Origin of the sequence: uncultured Dialister sp. (assembly GCF_900541605.1) — a bacterium.
Lineage (GTDB): Bacteria > Bacillota > Negativicutes > Veillonellales > Dialisteraceae > Dialister.
Genome location: NZ_UQKJ01000084.1, coordinates 1 through 8,061 on the forward strand (window position 1 = coordinate 1; position 8,061 = coordinate 8,061).

Below are 8,061 nucleotides of genomic sequence, written 5' to 3' on the forward strand. Positions count from 1 at the left end.
AGCTAGCCGCTAGTAGCTAGAAGCTCCATGCGAATGACTCTACCCATCTGCGCCGAACACAGTAGCTCGACAAACTGCAATATGACAACTTATCCCGCCACGCCTCACATAAAAAACTGTGGAAAATGATGTTCATTTTCCACAGTTTTTATGGATTATTTATCCTGCAAATCAGTCTTTATATTTTTCCGGGAGTTCAGTCACTCTGGCAACACCGGTAGCAATGGCTGCTTTAGCAACGGCTTTAGCCACTTCGAAAGGAACTCTTTCATCGAATACATCCACCACCACATGATCCGGATCCAGCTGGCACTTGGTCGCAAGATCTGCCAGGGCATGGGCTGCAGCCAGTTTCATTTCTTCATTGATCTGGCGGGCTCTTACATCCAGTGTGCCCCGGAAGAGGCCTGGGAATACGGAGGAGTTATTGACCTGGTTATGCATGTCGCTGCGGCCGGAACCGTAGATGTATACACCCTTGGCCTTTGCTTCTTCTTCCATGATTTCCGGTACCGGATTAGCCATGGCAAAGACGATGCTCTTGTCAGCCATGGTTTTGATGGCATCATTATTGAATACACCGGGAGCAGAGCATCCAATCAGAACATCAGCGCCTTTGACAGCTTCTGCAAAGGTACCCTGTTTATTTTCAGGATTTGTCTTCTTAATCAGTTCCAGCTGTACCCGATCCCGTTTGCCATTATCATAGAGAATGCCTTTGGAATTGAGGATGGTCATGTTTTCCGGTTTTACGCCATCTTCGAGAAGCAGTCTGGCAATAGCTGTACCTGCAGCGCCGGCGCCGTTCATGACGACTTTGATTTCGTCAATCTTCTTGCCCGTTACTTTCAGGGCTCCCAGGAGAGCAGCCAGTGCTGCAATGGCTGTACCATGCTGGTCATCATGGAATACAGGGATATTCATGATTTTCTTCAGTTCATCTTCAATGTCATAGCATTTCGGGGAGGAAATATCTTCCAGGTTAATGCCGGCAAAGTTCTTTTCCAGCAGTTTTACAGTATGGATAAATTCATCCTTATCTTTTGTATCGAGAACGATCGGAATCGCATCGATATTGCCGAACCGTTTGTAAAGTGCAGATTTGCCTTCCATAACCGGCATAGCAGCGGCAGCGCCAATGTCGCCAAGACCAAGGACACGGGTGCCATCGGAAATAACGGCAACTACATTTCCTCTCCAGGTCATTTCCAGGGAAAGGTCTTCATCCTTCTTGATTTCCAGGCAGGGAGCCGATACGCCAGGCGTATAAACGATAGCCAGGTCGTGGCCGTCTTTCATATCCGCATTCAATGCGGTCTTAATCATCTGGTGCTTTTCTTTTCTCAGCGCAATGGCTTCTTCCTTCAGTTTTGCTGTATCCATTCTGTTCCTCCTTAAAATAAATGGAATAGGTACTATCAATCTTTAATAGCCGGCATATTGCGGCCATTGAAAATTTCATACATTTCCTGTTTCAGCAGGCGGCGGATTCTCTTGGCTTCTTTTTTGTCCAGGTCCGACTCCTTCATATCAAAGAGATAATCGTCCAGCCGGAAATCGTGGAGAATCATCTTGGTATGGAACATATTCTCCTGATATACATTGACATCAATCATATCATATTTATGACGGAGATCAGGGGCAATGTAGTTCTGGATGGAATTGATGCGGTGGTCGATGAAAATCTTCTTCCCATTCACGTCGCGGGTAAATCCCCGGACCCGGTAATCGGTAATCACGATATCCGCACCGAAGGAACGCAGAAGAAAATTCAATGCCTTCAAAGGAGAAATCTCCCCGCACGTAGAGACGTCAATATCTGCCCGGAATGTGCAGATACCATCCTGGGGATGCATTTCAGGGTACGTGTGGACGGTGATGTGGCTCTTATCCATATGGCACACCACATCCTGTTTCTCCACTTCCTCCTCTGCAATGAGCATGGTCACGCTGGCTCCCTGGGGATCGTAATCCTGCTGGGCGATATTCAGGATCTGTGCGCCGATGGTATCCGCCACCTGCTTCAGGATGCCTGTAAGCCGCTCAGCACTGTACTGCTCATCGATGTAGGCAATATACTTTTTCCGTTCCTCTTCCGTACTGGCATAACAGATGTCGTACATGTTGAAGCTCAGGGTTTTCGTTAAATTATTGAATCCGTAAAGTTTAAGCTTACTCCGTTTCATGAAGTAAACTGACACCCCCTCATCAGTTCCACCTCCTGTGGAACAGTTCAATTATAACATAAGGTTACATGAATTAAAATAGATAGCCATCATGTATACCTTTTTAGCATGAACAAGTATAGACACTATAACTTTTAAAGAATCCACTGACCGCAGGAATCGAAGAATTTACTGCTTTTCCATGTGGCCCTTCAGTTTTTCCAGCAGATTCCGCAGAGCCCGTCCCCGATGGCTGATCTTATTTTTCTCCTCCATCGGCAGCTCCGCCATGGTTTTTCCATATTGTGGAAGATAGAAAAGGGGATCATATCCAAAGCCGCCATGGCCCTGATAGAAATCGCGGATAATTCCCTCACATTCTCCTTTTGCTGTCAGCTCCCTGCCGTCCGGCCACACAAGGGCCACCACGCATACATATCTTCCCTTCCGTTCTTCACCGGTATAGGGAGAAAGATCCTGGACCAGCTTCCGATTATTGGCTTCATCATCTCCATGATGGCCGGCATACCGGGCAGAATAAATACCCGGGCGATCTCCCAGCGCATCGGCAATAATGCCCGAATCATCGGACAACACCGGCATATGGACAGCCTTTACATAATAATGGGCCTTCTGCAGCGCATTTTCTTCAAAAGTCGTCCCTGTTTCATCAGGGTCCGGTACATCTGCTACATCAGCAATGGGAATAGCCTCCCAGCCGATTTCAGAAAAGGCCCTTCGGAATTCCCTGATTTTTCCCTGGTTATGGGTAGCAAGAACAATTTTCATGGATACACTCCTTTTATACTTCCCGATGGCCCATCATAAGGCCCACAGAATTTCTCTTTGCCAGGCGCCAGTTTTCCTGGGCTTCTGCCAGTTGGCGGACCGTATCCCGGCAAAGCCGGTCAGCCTTTCTGATAATCTCATCGCCGGCTGGGGGCATTGGAATGCGAAGCAGCCGAGATGGTGTGAAAGCATAGTTCCTGCCTGCTTTCATGGTATCCAGAAAAAGGCGGCCCACCGGCCCATCCAGATACAGTTTCAGGTACCAGGGCGTATATTTTCCGCGGCTGCGGAAACCATACACCCCCTGTCCGGCGAGGAACTTTTCTCCTTCCGGTACAGGAATCATATGGATTTCTCCGCCGGAAACAGCAATGGCCAGGTCCCCTCCCTGCAGGAGAATGCCTTTTTGTCCTCGTTCCGTAAGCACGGGTTCGGTGTCAGAAAAGATACCATAATCCCGGATATTGGCTGCAGACAGAATGGGAATTGTGCCCCCCTCCAGTTCAGTTTTCCCAACAGCCGCAAATCCGGTATCTATGGAATAATCCATATCCAGTATATGGCCGCCCAGCATGGTCTGGAGAGCCGGGGAACCGTTATAGATATATACATCTATATTCCATTCCTCCGCATCCCGGAAGCTGTCCCAGGGAAGTTCCAGCGCCCTGGCAGATTCATACTGGCCGTTCTGAAAAGAAGCGGTCCCGAAGGAGACCGTCTTTGCCGGTTCGCTGCCAAACCGTAGGAAAGCAAATTCCCCATTTCCTAAAGCCATATCTTCGTAGGAAGCAAGCTTTCCCTCACGGATCCAGGAATTCCTGTCCCCTTCCATTTCCGGAGAAAGAAGGGTCTCATAGGGAAGAACCACATCCATGGCCCCCGTTTCTTTCAGACGTTTGGAAAGGAAATGGCTGCTGCCGCCAAACTGGAAAATATAATCATAGGAAACGGTATCTTCCGGCAAGTCCTCTTCCATCATGAGACGACACCGGGGAAAGACAAGCTGCAGACGCTTCTTCCATACCCGATCTTTTACAGCAAAGGCCAGTCTTTTAGCGGAAAGGGTATCAAAAATCCGGGATACAAAGGGAAGGTAATTTTCCACTCCCGTGAAGAGGACCGTGGTTCCGCCTTTTTTTGCACGGGAAGTGGCTTCTTCCACCAAAGCCCCCACATGGTCCTCCACTTTTTCCATATCCGGTGCAAAGGCCATGGGATCTACCCGAAGGGCCAGGGTATAGGCACGGACATAGGTATCCGCATCTCCTTCATAAAGTCCCAGGGTATCTGAAGTCTTTTTCATATTTTCATAGAGATCTTCGATGGAAACTCCATACTGCTGGTTTTCGGGATTCTGGAAAAGTACATAGTCCAGATACCGGGCCCGCATGATTTCAGAGAAAATCCGATCTGCCGGCACACCGTACCGGGCAAAGGTCTCCGTAGCATCATGTATATCTTCTGCTGTCATTACAGGTATCATAGTGACCTCCTATGCATTCAGTATTGGTTATATTATACGTCATGGGAGAAAGAAAAGGCTACTGTGGGAAATGAAAGGATCTGTGATACATTCTACGAAAACCGATGCATCCACTATATCAAAGATTATAGGACGCTGAAGTACTCGGATTGCCAAAAGAAAAAAACCATGGATAACCATGGGTTTTCCGCCATTCCGTAAACGGATTAACGTTTGGAGAACTGGCTTGCTTTTCTTGCTTTCTTGAGACCGTATTTTTTACGTTCTTTCATTCTCGGATCACGGGTCAGAAGACCTGCGCTCTTCAGAACTTTTCTGTAGTCTGCATCTACATCGAGCAGTGCACGGGAAATGCCGTGACGGATTGCGCCAGCCTGGCCTGTACGGCCGCCGCCTCTTACGTTGGCGATAACGTCATAAGCGGAGGTGGTTCCTGTCAGTTCAAGCGGCTGTTTAATAATCAGTTCAAGGGTTGCGAGATCGAAGTAATCCTTCAGATCGCGGCCATTGATTGTAATATTACCCTGTCCCGGTACCAGACGGACTCTGGCAACGGATGTCTTTCTGCGGCCGGTGCCGTAGTATGTAGCTTCTGCCATTTCTTTATTTCCTTCCCTTCCGGTTAACGGATATCAAACTTTAATTCTTCAGGTTTCTGAGCTGCATGCGGGTGTTCGCTGCCTGCATAAACGTGAAGTTTGCGATACATCTGAGCGCCGAGCTTGTTCTTCGGGAGCATGCCGCGGATAGCATGTTCAACAACCCAAACCGGTCTTTCACGAAGAGCGTCTCCGGCTTTCTGGTATCTGTCGCCACCGATGTAACCGGTGTAGTGGAAGTAAACTTTCTTCAGTTCTTTCTTGCCTGTCAGAACGACTTTATCTGCGTTGATAATGATGACGTTGTCGCCGGTATCAACATGCGGTGTGTAGGTAGGTTTATTTTTGCCGGACAGAACTTTGGCAACATTGGCAGCCAGGCGGCCAACGGTCAGTCCATCAGCATCTACGATATACCATTTACGGGTAATGTTGCCCGCATTGGCCATAAATGTGGTTTTCATTGTAAATGATTCCTCCTGAATAAAAAACAGAACCGCAAGACATCGTCCTTCCTCCGGGGCTAGTGGTTTCCGGACAAATCTCACAAGGAGTATTATACCCTTTTAAAAGAGGGCTGTCAACAGGAAAAGCAGGTATTTTTACAGGTTTTTGGGTATTCCCAATGGGATATCCGGCGCTGAGGGGCATGGCTTCGCGCCCAGAATAGTAAGGTATATAAGTTCACACTTCCCTGTAAGCACAGCAGCCCACCTGCTGTACAAGCAGAGCGGTATTCAGCCATCACTCGGGTAACAAACATCTGTAAGTCGGCTTCCGGTCTCCTTACCAACCATCCGGTATGGCTGAATGTACATTTTCCAGATCATTATCTTATCCTATCCGGATGATCTTCGCCACTCCTTGTTAAAAAAAATATTTATATATATGAGCGTCCTTATTTTATATATCATATAGTGTATGCTGCTAAAAAAGGTCCTGCCAGTTCACATTTTAATATATATGTATTATATAGGAATGCTGACCATCAAAACGTCATCCTTACCCTATGAATTAATCTCATCATTTTCCCGGTTCATATTACTTTATTGCATTCACATAAAGTTCCTTATTTGCAGATATAGTATACTCACTAAAGTTTTTCTGTTACACTATTGACGAAATCAAAGAGAGGTAGTATTCTATTATGCGTACGCGGCAAGCGATGAGAAGTAAATGGTATAAGTCATGAGTTTTCCTTATACAACTTCCCATGCATTACGTTTAATCATGATATGCAGGTTTTGAAAGGAGATGGATTCCATAGGAAAGGTTATTAGAGAAGCACCACAGTTTTTCTGACACGCTTTACTTCATGAAGAAAAGGAGCATCCTTTTCTGACGGAAACGGGCCTATCCCTATGGACTGTTCATGAGCCCGACTGATTATTTGTTTAAGGAGGCATTGCCTTGACTACATTTCTTCTTGCCCTGGCAGCTCTGATTGCAGGGTATTTCATCTACGGCAGTTTCGTAGACCATCTCTTTGGACCGACAGATCGTAAGACGCCGGCCCTCATTCACAATGACGGCGTTGATTACATGCCCCTTCCTACCTGGAAGGTTTTCCTGATCCAGCTTCTAAACATTGCCGGCCTTGGACCGATCTTTGGCGCTCTCGGCGGTGCCCTCTGGGGTCCTTCTGTATATCTCTGGATTGTTCTCGGCACCATTTTTGCCGGCGGCGTACATGATTACCTCTCCGGCATGATGTCCATCCGGGAAGACGGACACAGTATTTCTGAAATCGTCGGATGCCACATGGGCCACACCATGCTGACCATCATGCGTTTCTTCTCTGTCATTCTGCTGGTTCTTGTTGGTACCGTATTCATGACCGGCCCGGCTATGCTGCTGGCGAAACTGACCGGCTGGCAGGTTCTCCCCTGGCTCATCGTGGTCCTTGCCTACTATTTCCTGGCAACCCTTCTTCCGATCGATAAAATCATTGCCCGGTTCTATCCGATTTTCGGTATCTGCCTCATCGTTATGGCCCTCGGTATTGCCGGCGGCATGCTGATGGGTGTCGGTGGCCACACCATGCCGGAAATGGTCCTCGCAAACCTCTATCCTGGAGATAACAAGCTCCCCATCTGGCCGCTCATGTTCATCACCGTGGCCTGCGGCGCTATCTCCGGTTTCCATTCCACCCAGTCCCCGATCATGGCCCGCTGCCTGAAGGACGAACGCCTTGGCCGTCCCGTATTCTACGGTGCCATGGTTGCCGAAGGCGTGATCTGCCTCATCTGGGCTGCTGCCGGTGTTACATTCTTTGACGGAACCGGCGGACTGCAGGCTGTCCTGAAAGCAGGTGGTCCTGGCGGTGCTGTCTATGATATCTGCGTCGGCTACATGGGTACCGGTATCGGTGCTATCCTCGCCATGCTTGGCGTCATTGCCTGCCCTATCACTTCCGGTGATACCGCTTTCCGCGCAGCCCGCCTGACACTGGCTGACTGGTTCAAAGTGGACCAGAAGGGCATGACAAAACGTCTCTCCTTCGCTATCCCCCTGCTGGCCATCGGCAGACTTCTTTCCCAGATTGATTTCAATATCGTATGGCGTTACTTCTCCTGGACAAACCAGACCCTGGCTATGATCGTCCTCTGGACCGGTGCCGTTTACCTCTATCATCAGTGTGCAAACCGCTATGCATGGCTCGTTGCCTGCATTCCTGCCACCTTCATGTCCATCGTCACCTTCACCTACATTCTCCAGGCAAAAGAAGGTCTCCAGCTGGATCCATCCATTACCTATCCTGCCGGCATTATCTTCGGCTTCATCTGCCTCGCCCTGTTCCTGAAGAAGACAGTCTTTAAGAGAGATGCGGAAAGAGAATGCGACAATGTTGCTGATTCTGCAGCTGACGGAAATATCTGATGTAAGCAATAATAAAAAATCCCGCTTAACGCGGGATTTTTTATTTATCCTGTGATTAGAGCGCCTCCCCAAGCATATCAATGGGGCTAAAGGTGGCAGGTTGGCATCGCTTCGCTCGTTGAAGCGGGGGCATAAGGTGGAGCAG

General features: G+C 48.4%; 7 protein-coding genes. 1 reads left to right on the forward strand and 6 read right to left on the reverse strand.

Annotated features, from left to right (window positions below):
- Positions 1-171: 171 nt before the first annotated feature.
- The 6 genes from QZR21_RS06600 to rplM all read right to left on the reverse strand — a co-directional run bounded on the left by QZR21_RS06600 (position 172) and on the right by rplM (position 5,500).
- Entirely contained in the window at positions 172-1,383 is a 1,212-nt protein-coding gene (locus QZR21_RS06600; RefSeq protein ID WP_296097044.1) for an NADP-dependent malic enzyme, read from the reverse strand.
- Positions 1,384-1,418: 35 nt separating this feature from the next.
- Positions 1,419-2,186 (reverse strand): adenosylmethionine decarboxylase, encoded by a 768-nt coding sequence (gene speD, locus QZR21_RS06605; protein ID WP_296097046.1) that lies wholly within the window; start codon positions 2,184-2,186, stop codon positions 1,419-1,421.
- 168 nt (positions 2,187-2,354) lie between these two features.
- Positions 2,355-2,954, reverse strand: coding sequence for an XTP/dITP diphosphatase (locus QZR21_RS06610; RefSeq protein WP_296097049.1), 600 nt, complete (start codon positions 2,952-2,954; stop codon positions 2,355-2,357).
- Positions 2,955-2,967: 13 nt separating this feature from the next.
- A complete protein-coding gene (locus QZR21_RS06615) occupies positions 2,968-4,437 on the reverse strand; it encodes a restriction endonuclease subunit S (RefSeq protein WP_296097051.1) in 1,470 nt (489 codons plus the stop codon).
- 206 nt (positions 4,438-4,643) lie between these two features.
- Positions 4,644-5,036, reverse strand: a complete 393-nt coding sequence (gene rpsI / locus QZR21_RS06620) for a 30S ribosomal protein S9 (protein WP_296097053.1) — start codon at positions 5,034-5,036, stop codon at positions 4,644-4,646.
- Between the two features lie 23 nt (positions 5,037-5,059).
- Positions 5,060-5,500, reverse strand: coding sequence for a 50S ribosomal protein L13 (gene rplM / locus QZR21_RS06625; protein WP_296097056.1), 441 nt, complete (start codon positions 5,498-5,500; stop codon positions 5,060-5,062).
- 946 nt (positions 5,501-6,446) lie between these two features.
- On the opposite strand from rplM, the gene QZR21_RS06630 reads away from it, so the two are divergent.
- Positions 6,447-7,916, forward strand: a complete 1,470-nt coding sequence (locus QZR21_RS06630; RefSeq protein ID WP_296097059.1) for a carbon starvation protein A — start codon at positions 6,447-6,449, stop codon at positions 7,914-7,916.
- Positions 7,917-8,061 lie beyond the last annotated feature (145 nt).

Coding starts and splice junctions, on each gene's coding strand:
- QZR21_RS06600 (WP_296097044.1), bottom strand. CDS start 1,383: ATGGATACAGCAAAACTGAAGGAAGAAGCCATTGCGCTGAGAAAAGAA.
- speD (WP_296097046.1), bottom strand. CDS start 2,186: ATGAAACGGAGTAAGCTTAAACTTTACGGATTCAATAATTTAACGAAA.
- QZR21_RS06610 (WP_296097049.1), bottom strand. CDS start 2,954: ATGAAAATTGTTCTTGCTACCCATAACCAGGGAAAAATCAGGGAATTC.
- QZR21_RS06615 (WP_296097051.1), bottom strand. CDS start 4,437: ATGATACCTGTAATGACAGCAGAAGATATACATGATGCTACGGAGACC.
- rpsI (WP_296097053.1), bottom strand. CDS start 5,036: ATGGCAGAAGCTACATACTACGGCACCGGCCGCAGAAAGACATCCGTT.
- rplM (WP_296097056.1), bottom strand. CDS start 5,500: ATGAAAACCACATTTATGGCCAATGCGGGCAACATTACCCGTAAATGG.